The organism is Streptomyces sp. TLI_185 (genome assembly GCF_003814765.1).
Taxonomy (GTDB): Bacteria; Actinomycetota; Actinomycetes; order Streptomycetales; family Streptomycetaceae; genus Streptomyces.
Window position 1 is genome coordinate 6,269,487 of the sequence record NZ_RKRB01000001.1, and the last position, 13,533, is coordinate 6,283,019.

General features: G+C 71.1%; 13 protein-coding genes and 1 riboswitch. Of the genes, 6 read left to right on the forward strand and 7 right to left on the reverse strand.

The annotated features are described in order from the left end of the window. Positions 1 to 111: 111 nt before the first annotated feature. Positions 112 to 1,317 (reverse strand): ornithine--oxo-acid transaminase, encoded by a 1,206-nt coding sequence (gene rocD / locus EDD92_RS29005; RefSeq protein WP_123967057.1) that lies wholly within the window; start codon positions 1,315 to 1,317, stop codon positions 112 to 114. Between the two features lie 103 nt (positions 1,318 to 1,420). Further along, a riboswitch (ZMP/ZTP riboswitch) is annotated at positions 1,421 to 1,510 on the forward strand. Positions 1,511 to 1,553: 43 nt separating this feature from the next. On the opposite strand from rocD, the gene EDD92_RS29010 reads away from it, so the two are divergent. Then, positions 1,554 to 3,005, forward strand: a complete 1,452-nt coding sequence (locus tag EDD92_RS29010) for a glycine hydroxymethyltransferase (protein WP_123967058.1) — start codon at positions 1,554 to 1,556, stop codon at positions 3,003 to 3,005. 55 nt (positions 3,006 to 3,060) lie between these two features. Here EDD92_RS29010 and EDD92_RS29015 read toward each other — a convergent pair whose 3' ends face one another. From EDD92_RS29015 to EDD92_RS29025, 3 genes are all read right to left on the reverse strand, one after another. Further along, the gene (locus EDD92_RS29015; RefSeq protein ID WP_123967059.1) at positions 3,061 to 3,699 is read right to left on the reverse strand and encodes a hypothetical protein; all 639 of its coding nucleotides are present in this window, start codon (positions 3,697 to 3,699) and stop codon (positions 3,061 to 3,063) included. 201 nt (positions 3,700 to 3,900) lie between these two features. Then, positions 3,901 to 4,863 (reverse strand): hypothetical protein, encoded by a 963-nt coding sequence (locus EDD92_RS29020; protein ID WP_123967060.1) that lies wholly within the window; start codon positions 4,861 to 4,863, stop codon positions 3,901 to 3,903. After that, positions 4,850 to 5,452: an RNA polymerase sigma factor gene (locus EDD92_RS29025; RefSeq protein ID WP_185124151.1), complete on the reverse strand. Its 603-nt coding sequence runs from the start codon at positions 5,450 to 5,452 to the stop codon at positions 4,850 to 4,852. Before EDD92_RS29025 ends, EDD92_RS29020 begins: the two co-directional genes overlap by 14 nt. A gap of 89 nt (positions 5,453 to 5,541) precedes the next feature. Between EDD92_RS29025 and trpS the strand changes: the two genes are divergently transcribed. Beyond that, complete coding sequence (gene trpS, locus EDD92_RS29030; RefSeq protein WP_123967062.1) at positions 5,542 to 6,555, forward strand: tryptophan--tRNA ligase; 1,014 nt, start codon at positions 5,542 to 5,544, stop codon at positions 6,553 to 6,555. Positions 6,556 to 6,692: 137 nt separating this feature from the next. Further along, positions 6,693 to 7,271, forward strand: a complete 579-nt coding sequence (locus tag EDD92_RS29035) for a 2'-5' RNA ligase family protein (protein ID WP_123967063.1) — start codon at positions 6,693 to 6,695, stop codon at positions 7,269 to 7,271. 16 nt (positions 7,272 to 7,287) lie between these two features. On the opposite strand, the gene EDD92_RS29040 is transcribed toward EDD92_RS29035, so the two are convergent. Together EDD92_RS29040 and EDD92_RS29045 are read right to left on the reverse strand one after the other, a co-directional pair. Continuing rightward, a complete protein-coding gene (locus EDD92_RS29040; RefSeq protein WP_123967064.1) occupies positions 7,288 to 8,043 on the reverse strand; it encodes a decaprenylphospho-beta-D-erythro-pentofuranosid-2-ulose 2-reductase in 756 nt (251 codons plus the stop codon). 106 nt (positions 8,044 to 8,149) lie between these two features. After that, positions 8,150 to 9,505: an FAD-binding oxidoreductase gene (locus EDD92_RS29045; RefSeq protein WP_123967065.1), complete on the reverse strand. Its 1,356-nt coding sequence runs from the start codon at positions 9,503 to 9,505 to the stop codon at positions 8,150 to 8,152. Between the two features lie 200 nt (positions 9,506 to 9,705). Between EDD92_RS29045 and EDD92_RS29050 the strand changes: the two genes are divergently transcribed. After that, positions 9,706 to 10,671: a YihY/virulence factor BrkB family protein gene (locus EDD92_RS29050; RefSeq protein WP_123967066.1), complete on the forward strand. Its 966-nt coding sequence runs from the start codon at positions 9,706 to 9,708 to the stop codon at positions 10,669 to 10,671. Here EDD92_RS29050 and EDD92_RS29055 read toward each other — a convergent pair. Beyond that, complete coding sequence (locus tag EDD92_RS29055) at positions 10,616 to 11,896, reverse strand: D-alanyl-D-alanine carboxypeptidase family protein (protein ID WP_260326815.1); 1,281 nt, start codon at positions 11,894 to 11,896, stop codon at positions 10,616 to 10,618. The genes EDD92_RS29050 and EDD92_RS29055 overlap by 56 nt on opposite strands. Before the next feature lie 91 nt (positions 11,897 to 11,987). On the opposite strand from EDD92_RS29055, the gene EDD92_RS29060 reads away from it, so the two are divergent. Together EDD92_RS29060 and EDD92_RS29065 are read left to right on the forward strand one after the other, a co-directional pair. Continuing rightward, the gene (locus tag EDD92_RS29060; RefSeq protein WP_123967068.1) at positions 11,988 to 12,227 is read left to right on the forward strand and encodes an SCO4848 family membrane protein; all 240 of its coding nucleotides are present in this window, start codon (positions 11,988 to 11,990) and stop codon (positions 12,225 to 12,227) included. 50 nt (positions 12,228 to 12,277) lie between these two features. Further along, positions 12,278 to 13,510, forward strand: coding sequence for a metallophosphoesterase (locus tag EDD92_RS29065; protein ID WP_123967069.1), 1,233 nt, complete (start codon positions 12,278 to 12,280; stop codon positions 13,508 to 13,510). Positions 13,511 to 13,533: the final 23 nt, after the last annotated feature.

Sequence of the window (13,533 nt, forward strand, 5' to 3'; positions counted from 1 at the left end):
CGCCCGTACCGCCCGAGTCTCCCGACCTCCGCGGCCCTGCGTCGAGGGCCGAAGGTCCCGGAGGCCGAAACAGACGCCGCACGGCAGCACGCCGGGCCCCCGCCGAGCGGCTCAGATCCCGAGCACGGCCCGCAACTGCGCGAGCCCCCAGTCCAGGTCCTCCTTCCCGATCACCAACGGCGGTGCGATCCGCACCGTCGGCCCGTGCGTGTCCTTCACCAGCACCCCTCGCTCCATCAGCTTCTCGGACACCTCCCGCCCCGTGCCGTACTGCGGCGCGATGTCGACGCCCGCCCACAGCCCCCGCCCGCGCACCGCCTTCACCCGCCCCGTGCCCGTCAACGCCCCCAGTTCCCGGTGCAGATGACTCCCCAGCTCCGCGGACCGCGCCTGGAACTCGCCCGTCCGCAGCATCGCGATCACCTCCAGCGCCACCGCACAGGCCAGTGGATTCCCACCGAACGTCGAACCGTGCTCACCGGGCCGGAACACTCCGAGCACATCGGCCGACGACACCACCGCCGACACCGGCACGATCCCGCCGCCCAGCGCCTTGCCGAGCACATACACATCCGGCACCACACCCTCGTGCTCGCACGCGAAGGTCTTGCCGGTGCGCCCCAGCCCGGACTGGATCTCGTCCGCCACGAACAGCACGTTCCGCTCACGCGTCAGCTCGCGCACCGCCGGCAGATAACCGGTCGGCGGCACCAGTACCCCCGCCTCGCCCTGGATCGGCTCCAGCAGCACGGCCACCGTGTTCTCCGTGACCGCCGACCGCATCGCCGTCAGGTCCCCGTACGGCACGATCTCGAAGCCCGGCGTGTACGGACCGAAGTCCGCCCGTGCCTCCGGGTCGGTGGAGAAGCTGACGAGGGTCGTCGTCCGGCCGTGGAAGTTGTTGCCCGCGACCACGATCTTCGCCATCTCCGCGGGCACGCCCTTGATCCGGTAGCCCCACTTCCGGGCCGTCTTCACTGCCGTCTCGACCGCTTCCGCGCCGGTGTTCATCGGCAGCACCAGCTCCATCCCGCACAGGTCGGCGAGCTCGGAGCAGAAGGCCGCGAACCGGTCGTGATGAAACGCCCTCGACGTCAGCGTCACCCGCTCCAGCTGCGCCTTCGCCGCCTCCACCAGCCGCCTGTTGCGATGGCCGAAGTTGAGCGCCGAGTAACCGGCCAGCAGGTCCAGATACCGCCTCCCCTCCACATCCGTCATCCACGCCCCGTCCGCGGTGGCGACGACCACGGGCAGGGGGTCGTAGTTGTGCGCGCTGTGCGCGTCGGCGGCGGCGATGAGCGTCTCCGTAGCGGTCACGGAATCTCCCGAAGGTGCCAGATGCTGTGAGGGTGCCCCCTTCTTATCCTCGCCCGCATGGTGGACGCGGGACCTCTGCGTTCCGGCGCGCCCGGTAGGCTGACGTGCGGGCCGTGACTGGCGCGCTGGGATGGGAACGACCATCGGGGAGCGGCCTGGGAGTGAGCGAGTGCCGTGCGCCTGGGCCGACCGTGAACCGTGAACGCTTCGAGCCACGCCACCCGGAGGCCGACGACATGTCAGAGCAGCAGCCCCTCTCCACCGAGTCCACCGCCTTCCGTGCCGCCCTCGACGTGATCCGCGCCGTCGAGCCGCGCGTCGCCGATGCCATCGGCCAGGAGGTCCACGACCAGCGCGAGATGCTCAAGCTGATCGCCTCCGAGAACTACGCCTCCCCGGCCACCCTCCTCGCGATGGGCAACTGGTTCAGCGACAAGTACGCCGAGGGCACCATCGGCCGCCGCTTCTACGCCGGCTGCCGCAACGTCGACACCGTCGAGTCCCTCGCCGCCGAGCATGCCAAGGAGCTCTTCGGCGCCCGCCACGCCTACGTCCAGCCGCACTCCGGCATCGACGCCAACCTCGTCGCCTTCTGGTCGGTCCTCGCCCAGCGCGTCGAGGTCCCCGCGCTGGAGAAGGCCGGCGTCCGCCAGGTCAACGACCTCACCGACGCCGACTGGGCCGAACTCCGTCAGGCCTTCGGCAACCAGCGCATGCTCGGCATGTCCCTGGACGCCGGCGGTCACCTCACCCACGGCTTCCGCCCGAACATCTCCGGCAAGATGTTCGACCAGCGCTCCTACGGCACCGACCCCGCCACCGGCCTCATCGACTACGAAGCCCTGCGCGTCTCCGCCCGCGCGTTCAAGCCGCTGATCATCGTCGCCGGCTACTCCGCCTACCCCCGTCTCGTGAACTTCCGCATCATGCGTGAGATCGCCGACGAGGTCGGCGCGACCCTGATGGTGGACATGGCGCACTTCGCCGGTCTGGTCGCGGGCAAGGTGCTGACCGGCGACTTCGACCCGGTCCCGCACGCCCAGATCGTCACCACCACCACCCACAAGTCGCTGCGCGGCCCGCGCGGCGGCATGGTCCTGTGCGACGACTCCCTCAAGGACCAGGTCGACCGAGGCTGCCCGATGGTCCTCGGTGGCCCGCTCCCGCACGTCATGGCCGCCAAGGCCGTCGCCTTCGCCGAGGCGCGTCAGCCCTCCTTCCAGGACTACGCCCAGCGCATCGTCGACAACTCGCGTGCGCTGGCGGAGGGCCTGATGCGCCGGGGCGCCACCCTCGTCACCGGCGGTACCGACAACCACCTCAACCTCATCGACGTGGCCACCTCCTACGGACTCAGCGGCCGCCAGGCCGAGGCGGCCCTGCTCGACTCGGGCATCGTCACGAACCGCAACGCCATCCCCGCCGACCCCAACGGCGCCTGGTACACCTCCGGCATCCGCATCGGCACCCCCGCGCTGACCACACGTGGCCTGGGCACCGCCGAGATGGACGAGGTCGCGGGCCTCATCGACCGCGTCCTCACCACCACCGAGCCGGGCACCACCAAGTCGGGCGCCCCTTCCAAGGCCCAGCACGTCCTCGACCCGAAGATCGCGGACGAGATCTCGCGCCGCGCCACCGACCTCGTGGCCGGCTTCCCGCTGTACCCGGAGATCGACCTGGGCTGAACCCCGCACTCTCTTGAGTTCTCAAAGATCGACGACGTTCGGAGATCGGTGATGCTCAGAGATCGATGAGCTCCTGTCGTGGCTCCTCCCGCGGCGGTCCGGCACCCTGCCGGGCCGCCGCGCGGCGTATCAGCAGCGTGCCTCCGGCGCCGACCACCAGGCCCACGGCCACCCCCGGCACCGCCCACCGGGAGCCGGATGCATGCCCACCGGACGCCTCGCCGTCAGCGAAGGCCTCCTTCCAGGACATGCCGAGCAGTCCCTGCCGGTGCAGCCGGTCGAAGACGGAGCGCGGTGCCCGGTGCCAGCGGATGTCGTCGTCCTCCACCTCAGGTGCCGGATCCGAGCGCACCCACGGTGTGCCGTCCGCCGCCACCAGCAGCTGGTCCTGTCGTTCGATGGCCACGTCACCGTCCGGAGGCCCGTTCGTCAGAGGCCAGCCACCGATCCCCGTCAGACCCCAGATCACGGTGAGCCGAACCGGCGGATACCGGCCTTCCTCCCAGGCTTCCGGCACCCGCTCCGTGCCCGAGTCCATCGGCAGCAGCAGCTGCCACAGGCGGGTGAAGTCCCGCTCGCCGGAGCGCACCGCCTTCGTCCGCCCCGAGCTGCCCACCATCACCAGGGCCAGATCCGGGACGTCCCGGCCCTGCGTCAGCGTGGGTGTCTCCGCTGCCGCGGGGGTCGCCTGCATTCCGCACAGGGCCATTGCCGCCGCCGATGCGAACGCCCCTATCAGCGCCGCCGGTTCGCGAAGCCTGCCCCTCCATCTGCGCATCCCGTCCCCCCAACCAGTAACCCCGTCCGGCCCGCTCGCGAGCCGCGTGTCACTTCTGGTACACCGCTCGCCCCGGCGAGGTTCCTGCCTCAGTGCACTATTTCCTAATTCAGCGCACTATCTCGAGGAATCGTTGCTCTCGACCGGCTTCTCCAGGGACCTTGCGATCTCCGCGGCACGCGTCCTGGACGCCACCCCCTCAAGCCGCAGCGTCACATCGCCCTCTCCGGCCCGGCGGTGGGTCCACAGCAGCGTCGGCCCGGCGGTCCGCTCCCTGCGGGTGAAGCGGTTCCCGTCCGCGTCCACCAGCCAGAAGCTCAGGAGGTGCGGGCGGGGAAACCACAGGGCGTACTCCTGCACGCCGTCGGTCGAGGGCTTCGGGCCGAGCTCGATCCACTCCGGCGGCTCGCGGACGGTCTTGGTGAAGGCGGGATCCAGCCGGGCACGGAACTCGTCCAGCCGGACCGTGCGCCCGCCCTCCTGCCAGCACAGGCTCACCAGGAACCGCCCGCGCGGCTCGCTCGTCACCGCCACCGTGTCCGGCACGCCGAGCGCGTCGGGCACCAGCGGCTCGAAACCCGCCCGGTGCCCGGCCTGTCCGAGCGACACCGAAGTGCCGCAGCCCGGCACCGAGAGGCCCGGCGAGGGCACCGCCGACGGGTCGTACCGCACCTCCACCCCGCCGAAGCCGAACCAGTCGAAGACCGCGGCCCGCACCGGAGGCGTGAGCACGAGAACCGTCAGCAGACCGCACAGGACGGTGGCCAGCGAGCGCCACCGCAGCCGGGTCCAGCGCCGGACCACGCGCAGCCGCTCACGGCCGCCCCGGGGCTCGGCCACCGGGACCGGCACATGCTCGGCCAGTATCTGCCCCAGTACTCGCTCGACCATCGTCTCGGCGCCGAGGGAACCGTCGGTGCCGTCGCTCCCGGGCGCATCCAGTGACCGGCCCAGCGCCCGCAACTCCTCCGGCAGCCGGGAAGGGCCGTCCTCGCGCCCTCTCCCATGGTCACGCCCGCCCGGCCCCGGACCACGGCCGCCCTCACCGTCGTACGCACCCCGTCCCTCACTCACGCTCATCACCTCCTTCCCGAGGCCTGAAATCCGGCAGCAGTCGGCCCAGCTTGCGCAGAGCGCGGTTCAGGCGGGACTTGACCGTCCCGCGAGGCCAGCCCAGCGCCTGGGCCGTCTCGGACTCGTCCATCTCCAGGAGATAGCGGTAGGTGACGACCAGGCGGTGCTCCTCGCTCAGCTTCTCCAGGGCGGACAGCAGCGCCGCACGGCGCTCCGTCTCCAGCGTCGCCACCGCCGGGTCCGCCGATTCCGGTATCAGCGGCTCCGCCTCCACGAAAGCCGCCTCCCGGCCGGCGAGCGTGCGCTGCCGCGCCGCCGTGCGCACTGTGTTCCTCGTCTCATTGGCGACGATCGACAGCAGCCACGGCTTGAAGGCGGCACCGTCCCGGAACCTGCCCAGCGCGCAGTACGCCTTGACGAAGGCCTGCTGCACCACGTCCTCCGCGTCCGCACCCGCCCCGAGCGCCGCGGCCGCCCTGAGCGCGATGCCCGTATGGGCCCGCACCAGCTCCGCATACGCCTCCGGCTCCCCGGCGCGTACGCGTGCGATCACCGCGGCCTCATCGACGATGCGGCCCCCCTCCCGCGTTCTCACACTCTTGTTACACCGCAGCAGATGGATCGGTTCCCACCTGTTTCCGACCAGTTCCGGATCGGCTCGACAGACCTGAGAGAATGGTGAACATGGCCTCTGACCGACCCCGCGTGCTCTCCGGAATCCAGCCCACCGCAGGCTCGTTCCACCTCGGCAACTACCTCGGCGCCGTCCGCCAGTGGGTGGCCCTGCAGGAGTCCCACGACGCGTTCTACATGGTCGTCGACCTGCACGCGATCACCGTTCCGCAGGACCCGGCCGAGCTGCGCGCCAACACCAGGCTCGCCGCCGCCCAGCTGCTCGCGGCCGGTCTCGACCCGGAGCGCTGCACGCTCTTCGTCCAGAGCCATGTGCCCGAGCACGCCCAGCTGGCCTGGGTCATGAACTGCCTCACCGGCTTCGGCGAGGCCTCCCGCATGACCCAGTTCAAGGACAAGTCCGCCAGGCAGGGCGCCGACCGCGCGTCCGTCGGCCTGTTCACGTACCCGATCCTCCAGGTCGCCGACATCCTGCTCTACCAGGCCAACGAGGTCCCGGTCGGCGAGGACCAGCGCCAGCACGTCGAGCTCACCCGCGACCTCGCCACGCGCTTCAACGGCCGCTTCGGCGAGACCTTCACCATCCCGAAGCCGTACATCCTCAAGGAGACGGCGAAGATCTACGACCTGCAGGACCCGTCGATCAAGATGAGCAAGTCGGCGTCCACGCCGAAGGGCCTCATCAACCTCCTCGACGACCCCAAGGCCACCGCCAAGAAGGTCAAGAGCGCCGTCACCGACACCGACACCGTCATCCGCTACGACGCCGAGAACAAGCCCGGCGTCAGCAACCTGCTCACCATCTACTCCACCCTCACCGGCAAGTCGGTCACCGAGCTGGAACAGGAGTACGAGGGCAAGATGTACGGCGCGCTCAAGACGGACCTCGCCGAGGTCATGGTCGAGTTCGTGACGCCCTTCCGGGAGCGCACACAGCAGTACCTGGACGACTCGGAGACGCTGGACTCGATCCTGGCCAAGGGCGCGGAGAAGGCGCGCGCCGTCGCCGCGGAGACCCTCTCCCAGGCGTACGACAAGGTGGGCTTCCTGCCCGCCAAGCACTGACGCACACCAGCGCACGCACGTACCACTCGGCAGAGCGCTGCACATCACTACGGTTGCGCCTGCCCGCGACACAGCCGTGGCCGTACAGTCGATAGCCGACGGCCGAGAACAAAACCGTCACGACGACAGGAGACGACGTGGGGACCGTAACGATCGGCGTGTCGATCGCGGTCCCGGAGCCTCACGGCAGCCTGCTCCAACAGCTGCGCGCGGGCTTCGGCGACGCCGCTGCTCACGGCATCCCCACGCACGTCACCCTGCTTCCGCCGACCGAGGTCGACAGCAGCGCCCTGCCGGCCGTCGAGGCGCACCTGACCGAGGTCGCCGCGAGCGGCCGGCCGTTCCCGATGCGGCTGTCCGGCACCGGCACCTTCCGGCCCCTGTCGCCCGTCGTCTACGTGCGGATCGCCGAGGGCGCCGAGGCCTGCACCCAGCTGCAGAAGCAGCTGCGCGACCCCTCCGGGCCCGTCCCGCGCGAACTTCAGTTCCCGTACCACCCGCATGTCACGGTGGCGCACGGCATCGACGACGAGGCGATGGACCGCGCCTTCGAGGAGCTCGCGGGCTACGAGGCCGGCTGGCCGTGCACCGGCTTCGCCCTCTACGAGCAGGGCGCGGACGGCGTGTGGCGCAAGCTGCGGGAGTACACCTTCGGCGGCTTGGTGGTGCCGCCGCAGGCCGGGCACGTGGAGCGGGGCTCGCTGCCGACCCGGTAGCCACCGGGCCCGGTGACTACAGGGGCAGCCGGCGGAACAGACCTCGCGGCACATGCCGCAGCGCCGACATCACCACGCGCAGCGTGCCGGGCACCCACACCGTCTCCGAGCGCCGCCGCAGCCCCAGTTCGACGGCCGTCGCGACCGCCTCCGGGGTCGTCGCAAGCGGTGTCTCCTCCAGGCCGGCGGTCATCTTCGACCGTACGAACCCGGGGCGTACGACCATGACGTGCACGCCCGTGCCGTACAGCGCGTCACCCAGGCCCTGTGTGAAGACGTCCAGGCCGGCCTTGCTGGAGCCGTAGATGAAGTTGTTGCGGCGGGCCCGCTCGCCGGCGACCGAGGAGAGCACCACCAGCGAGCCGTGGCCCTGTGTCTGCAGCGCGCGTGCGCTCACCAGGGCCGCCGACACCGCGCCCGTGTAGTTGGTCTGTGCGACGCGCACCGCCCAGGCCGGCTCGCGCTCGTCGCGCGCCTGGTCGCCGAGGATCCCGAAGGCGAGCAGCACCATGTCGACGTCGCTCTCCGCGAAGACCTTGCCCAGGGCGGTCTCGTGGGCGTCGGGGTCGAGTGCGTCGAAGGCGACGGTGTGCACGTCGGCACCGTGGCCGCGCAGTTGCACCGCGGCCTGCTCCAGAGCGGGCGAGGGGCGTCCCGCGAGCCACACCGTGCGGGTGCGGCGCGCGATGAGGCGGCGGGCCGTGGCGAGCGCGATCTCGGACGTACCGCCGAGGACGAGCAGGGACTGGGGGAGGCCGAAGGCGTCCTTCACGACAGCAGCTCCTATGGGTGCCCAGAGGGCGGGACGGCGGGATGGATCGGACGTGCTGCGTCTCCCGGGGGCCAACCCACGGGCCCCCGGCCGACGCAGCGCATCGTCAGAGGGCGAGACGGCGGGACAGGTCTGACGTGAACACCGCGCGCGGGTCGAGTTCCGTGCGCAGGGCCCGGAAGTCGTCGAGGCGTGGGTACATCGCGGCGAGGAGTTCGGGGCGCAGGCGGGAGTCCTTGGCGAGGCAGACGCGGCCGCCGGCCGTGGCGACCTCCTCGTCGAGTCCGTCGAGGAAGGCGCCGAGGCCGGGCAGGCCCGCTGGGAGGTCCAGGGCGAGCGTCCAGCCGGGCACGGGGAACGAGAGCCACCCCGGGGCGGCCTCTCCGAAGCGCTTGAGGACGGCCAGGAAGGACGGGCAGCGCTGCTCGGAGATGCGCCGCACGATCCGGCGCAGGGCGTCCTCCTGGCCGCGTCCGACGACCAACTGGTACTGCACGAAGCCGCCGCGGCCGTAGATGCGGTTCCAGTGCGGCACGCCGTCCAGGGGGTGGAAGAAGGTGGAGATCCGCTGCAGCCGGCCGGTACGCGCGCGTGGCGCGCTCCGGTACCGGAGCTCGTTGACGAGGCCCACGGTGGTGCGGCTGAGCAGGCCCTCCGGGAGGTGGGCGGGGGCAGGGGGGAACTGCCGGGTGCGGAACGCCAGTGGCGCTCTACGCGCGCGTGCAGGCAGCGCGTCGAGCGGGGCGTGGTCGGCGCGCGTGAGGACCGCGCGTCCCGTCGCCGCGCCGCGGGCCAGCAGGTCGATCCATGCGACCGAGTAGCGGTGGCGGTGGTCGGTGGCCGTCAGGCGCGCCATCAGGTCGTCGAGGTCCGCGGCGCGCTCCGTGTCCACCGACATCAGGGAGGTCTCGACCGGCAGGAGCCGGATGGTGGCCGTGAGGATCACGCCGGTCAGGCCCATGCCGCCGGTGGTGGCGTCGAACAGGGGCGTGCCGCGGCTCACGGTGCGGATCCCGCCGTCGGCGGTGAGGAGTTCCAGCGACAGGACGTGCCGGGAGAAGGAGCCGGAGACGTGGTGGTTCCTGCCGTGGAGGTCCGCGCCGATCGCGCCGCCGACCGTCACATGGCGCGTGCCGGGCATCACCGGCACGAACCAGCCCAGCGGCAGCAGCACCTCCATCAGCCGGTGCAGGGAGACACCCGCGTCGCACAGCACGGTGCCGCCGTCGGCGTCGATCGCGTGGATGCGGTCCACGCCCGTCATGTCGAGCACCGCACCGCCGGCGTTCTGCGCCGCGTCCCCGTACGCCCGTCCGAGGCCCCTGGGAATGCCTCCGCGGGCCCCGCAGTCCCGGACGGCGGCCGCGGCCTCCTCGTACGTCCGTGGGCGGATCACACGGGCCGCGGTGGGAGCGGTGCGGCCCCAGCCGGTGACGGTGACCGGAGCGGTGTCGGCAGACATGTCGGTGACCGTATCGCCCCTATTCAACCGGTCAGCAGTGAAACGTGACGTTTCTACCCGAAATGGGTGATTAATGGGATGTCACTCAATAGTGAAATGAGGCGCCCTCGGGAGTGCTCGTGCCGACCTCCGCGCGGCACTGTGCCGGGTTTTCGGGGTACTCGCACATTGGTCTTCCATACCTGGGGGAGAGTCTGATCATGGACTGGCTGAAGAAGCTCCCCGTCGTCGGGCCGCTGCTGGCGCGCCTCATGCTCACGCATGCGTGGCGGTCGTTCGAACGTCTGGACAGGGTGAAGTGGACCCGGCTGGCCGCCGCGATGACGTTCACCAGCTTCGTCGCGCTGTTTCCGCTGCTCACCGTGGCCGCCGCGATCGCCGCGGCCACGCTCAGCACGGAACAGCAGAGCGACCTGCAGCACAAGATCGCCCAGCAGGTGCCCGGCATCTCCGACCAGCTCGACATCCAGAACCTGGTCCAGAACGCCGGCACCATCGGCCTCATCGCGGGCGCGGCCCTGCTGTTCACCGGCATCGGCTGGGCCGGCTCGATGCGCGAGTGCCTGCGCGCGGTGTGGGAGCTGCCCGACGAGGAGGAGAACCCCTTCCTGCGCAAGGCCAAGGACCTGGGCATCCTCGTCGGCCTCGGCGGCGCCGTCCTCGTCACGCTCGCCGCCTCCACCGTCGCCTCCGCGATGGTCGGCTGGATCATCCGGCAGCTCGGCATCGACAAAGGCGGCTGGGGCGGGGTCCTGCTGTACATCGCCGCGTTCGCCGTCGCCGTGTTCGCCGACTTCCTGCTGCTCCTGTACGTCCTCACACTGCTGCCCGGCGTCGAACCGCGGCGCCGCCGCCTGATCGTCGCGGCGCTGACCGGCGCCGTCGGCTTCGAACTGCTGAAGACGCTGCTGAGCGGCTATATGCAGGGCGTGGCAGCGAAAAGCATGTACGGCGCCTTCGGCGTGCCCGTGGCCCTGCTGCTGTGGATCAACTTCACGGCGAAGCTGGTCCTGTTCTGCGCCGCGTGGACGGCGACGCAGAGCGAGCAGGACGAGCCGCACGAGCAGAACGAACCCGATCAGGGAGACGCGCAGGACGGCGGGGAAGACCTCACGGACGGGACGACCGGCGACGTACCAGATCGGGCAGCGGCCAGCGGCGGTTGACCAGGAACGCGGCCGCCGCGAGCAGCACCAGCACCCCACCGCTTATGGCGAAGGCGACCCCCATGCCGCCGGAGCGGCCCGCGGCCGAGGCGCTCGCCACCGGCGAACCCGACGCCTTGCCGGCGGCCCCGCCCGCCTGGCCCGCCGACGCGTTCCCACCGGACTGGCCGCCCGACTGCGCGGCGCTCTTCGGCGCCACCAGCTCGCCCACGGGCCGCGCCTTCCCGGCCGCCGCGAAGCCCCAGTCGAAGAGCTTGGCGGTCTCCTTGTAGACCTCGTTGTGCTCGCTCTTCTGCGGGTTCATGGCGGTGACGAGCAGCACCCTGCCGTTCCGCTCGGCGACACCGGTGAAGGTCGCGCCCGCGTTCGTCGTGTTGCCGTTCTTGACGCCCGCGATGCCCTGGTAGACGGAGACGTCGGAGTCGCCGGTCAGCAGCCGGTTGGTGTTCTGGATCTCGAAGGACTCACGGACCGACTTGCCCTTCTTCTCCTTCGTGTCGCCCGGGAAGTTCGCGCGCACCGTCGAGCAGTACTCGCGGAAGTCCTTCTTCTGCAGCCCGGAGCGGGCGAACAGCGTCAGGTCGTACGCGGACGAGACCTGCCCCGGGGCGTCGTACCCGTCGGGCGTGACCACGTGTGTGTCGAGGGCCTGGAGCTCCTCGGCGTGCTCGTTCATCTCCTCGACGGTGGTGTCGACGCCGCCGTTCATCGCCGACAGCACGTGCACCGCGTCGTTGCCCGAGCGCAGGAAGACGCCGAGCCACAGGTCGCGCACGGTGTACGTCTCGCCCTCCTTTATCCCGACCATGCTGGAACCGGCGCCCATGCCCGCCAGGTCGGAGGGCGCCACCTCGTGCTTCTGGGTGCTCGGGAACTTCGGCAGCACCGTGTCCGCGAACAGCATCTTCATCGTGCTCGCCGGGGGCAGCCGCCAGTGCGCGTTGTGCGCGGCGAGCACCTCGCCCGACTCGGCGTCGGCGACGATCCACGAGCGCGCGGTGATGTCCTTGGGGAGTACGGGGGCGCCGCTGCCCAGATCGACCTGTGTGCCCGGCTGCCCGAGACGGGCGCCGCCCACGGACGACATGTCCGCCGGGGGAGTGGCCGTCGGACTCGGCGACGGACTCGGGGCCGCGAAGGTGACGGGCGCGGTGAGCGCGATCGAGGACAGGACGGCGGAGGTGACCAGCAGGGATCGCCTGACGGTCTTCTGGGGAGCGGACACGGACGAGAAAGTACATGCCACGGGCCGTGAAGTCCCGCCTCCCACCCCACCCCGGACACGGAACGAAAGAGGCGGCGGCGATACTGAACGCATGAAGCTCAGCCGCCCGGTCTCCTGGTTCCTGCTCGCCTTCGGGGTGTGGTCCTGGGTCATCTGGGTCACTTTCGTTAAAAATCTCATCAAGGACGGCAGCGGGCTCGCGTTCGACGACGGTCACCCGACGGCGTACTTCTGGGTGCATCTGACGCTCGCCGTCGTCTCCTTCGTATTGGGGACGGTCATCGGGGGCATCGGGTTGCGCGGACTGCGCGCTTTGCGCCAGGCCTCATAACAGCGGCAAATACACACAAACGGCAGACCGGCAACGGGGGTCACGGCACGGTGGTCATCGTCTTCGCCCTGTTGGCGCTCGGCGTCCTCGTCGCGGGCAACTGGTACCTGTGGCGCCGTCTGTTCCGCGACACGACCCGGGGCCCGGGACTCGCGCGCCGCGCCGGTGCGGTGGCCATCGCGGGTGGCTGGGTGCTGGCGGTCGGGGCCGTCGTGGGCGAGCGCGCCGGCGCGCCCTTCTGGCTCCAGCAGGCCCTGGCCTGGCCGGGCTTCCTGTGGCTCGCGCTGTCGGTCTATCTGCTGCTGGCCGTGGTGGCGGGCGAGGTCGTACGGTCCCTGCTGCGCCGCCTGCCGGCGCGGCGGGCGCGCGCCACGGTGGCCGAACGGCAGGAGCAGCCGGTACCTGCGGGATCCGTACCTCCGAAGGCGCCGGAGGCCGAGCCCGGGCCCGCACCGCTCCCGGAGCCGTCGCGCCGCCTCTTCGTCTCACGCGTGGTCGCAGGAGCCGCGGCCGCTGCCGCCGTGGGAACGGTCGGCTACGGCACCTACGGCGTCCTGCGCGGCCCCGGTGTGAAGCGCGTCACCGTGCCGCTGGCCAAACTCCCGCGCGCGGCGCACGGTTACCGCATCGCCGTGGTCAGCGACATCCACCTGGGCCCGATCCTCGGCCGGGGCTTCGCGCAGAAGGTCGTCGACACGATCAACGCGACCCAGCCGGACATCGTGGCGGTCGTCGGCGACCTGGTGGACGGCAGCGTGAAGAACCTCGGCCCGGCGGCGGCACCGCTGTCGCAGCTGAAGGCGCCCTCCTACTTCGTCACCGGCAACCACGAGTACTTCTCCGGCGCCGAGCAGTGGGTCGAGGAGGTACGGCGGCTGGGCCTGCACCCGCTGGAGAACGCCCGCACCGAACTGCCCTGGTTCGACCTCGCCGGCGTCAACGACATCGCGGGCGAGAGCGAGGGCCAGGGCCCCGACTTCGGCAAGGCGCTCGGCGACCGGGACACGGCACGCGCGTGCGTGCTCCTCGCCCACCAGCCCGTTCAGATCCACGACGCGGTCAGGCACGGCGTCGACCTCCAGCTCTCCGGCCACACCCACGGCGGCCAGCTCTGGCCCGGCAACTTCATCGCGGCCGCCGCGAACCCGACCGTCGCGGGCCTGGAGCGCTACGGCGACACACAGCTCTACGTCAGCCGGGGCGCGGGCGCCTGGGGGCCGCCCACGCGCGTGGGCGCACCGTCGGACATCACCGTGATCGAACTGGCGTCGACGCAGGTGTGATCCGGCCCGGGAGCCGGATGGAA

Bases quoted from the DNA above. Each gene is read 5' to 3' on its own strand.
- EDD92_RS29010 (WP_123967058.1), top strand. From the start codon at position 1,554: ATGTCAGAGCAGCAGCCCCTCTCCACCGAGTCCACCGCCTTCCGTGCC.
- EDD92_RS29015 (WP_123967059.1), bottom strand. From the start codon at position 3,699: ATGCAGGCGACCCCCGCGGCAGCGGAGACACCCACGCTGACGCAGGGC.
- EDD92_RS29020 (WP_123967060.1), bottom strand. From the start codon at position 4,863: ATGAGCGTGAGTGAGGGACGGGGTGCGTACGACGGTGAGGGCGGCCGT.
- trpS (WP_123967062.1), top strand. From the start codon at position 5,542: ATGGCCTCTGACCGACCCCGCGTGCTCTCCGGAATCCAGCCCACCGCA.
- EDD92_RS29045 (WP_123967065.1), bottom strand. From the start codon at position 9,505: ATGTCTGCCGACACCGCTCCGGTCACCGTCACCGGCTGGGGCCGCACC.
- EDD92_RS29050 (WP_123967066.1), top strand. From the start codon at position 9,706: ATGGACTGGCTGAAGAAGCTCCCCGTCGTCGGGCCGCTGCTGGCGCGC.
- EDD92_RS29060 (WP_123967068.1), top strand. From the start codon at position 11,988: ATGAAGCTCAGCCGCCCGGTCTCCTGGTTCCTGCTCGCCTTCGGGGTG.